Here is a 486-nt window from a genome sequence, read left to right on the forward strand (position 1 = left end):
TTGCGCATCGACGATGATATGGTGTTTGCTGCCGAGTTTGCGCCGGTCCGTGGGGTTTGGGCCTGTTTTTTTCCCGCGTACAACGCGCGAATGGAGGAGCTGTCGACCAGTACTCTGGCCATATCGAGTTGGCCTCGACGGCGCAGTTCGGCCAGCATCGTTTCGTGCATGCGTTGCCATACGCCCGCTTTATGCCACTGGTCCAGGCGCCTCCAGCAAGTGGAGCCCGACCCGCAGCCCATTTCCTGCGGCAGCAAATTCCACGCGAGGCCTGCGCGCAGCACGAACACGATGCCTGTGAGCACGGCGCGATCAGGTATTGGCTTGCGTCCTGCATACCGGCGATTGCGCGGCGCAGCTTTGGGCAGCAGCGGTTCGATGAGTGCCCATAATTGGTCGTCTATAAGTTCCTTAGCCATGGCTTCCTGTCAGGGAAAACAAGACAGAAGTTAACACCAGAGCCAAAAAGTTAACAGCCCCTTTTTG

1 pseudogene is annotated in these 486 nt (G+C 58.0%); it reads right to left on the reverse strand.

Annotated features, from left to right (window positions below):
• Positions 1 to 419, reverse strand: a pseudogene (locus tag ACSQ36_RS47025) (IS5 family transposase); the annotation flags it as partial.
• Positions 420 to 486 lie beyond the last annotated feature (67 nt).

Origin of the sequence: Caballeronia sp. LjRoot34, from assembly GCF_964253815.1 — a bacterium.
Taxonomy (GTDB): domain Bacteria; phylum Pseudomonadota; class Gammaproteobacteria; order Burkholderiales; family Burkholderiaceae; genus Caballeronia.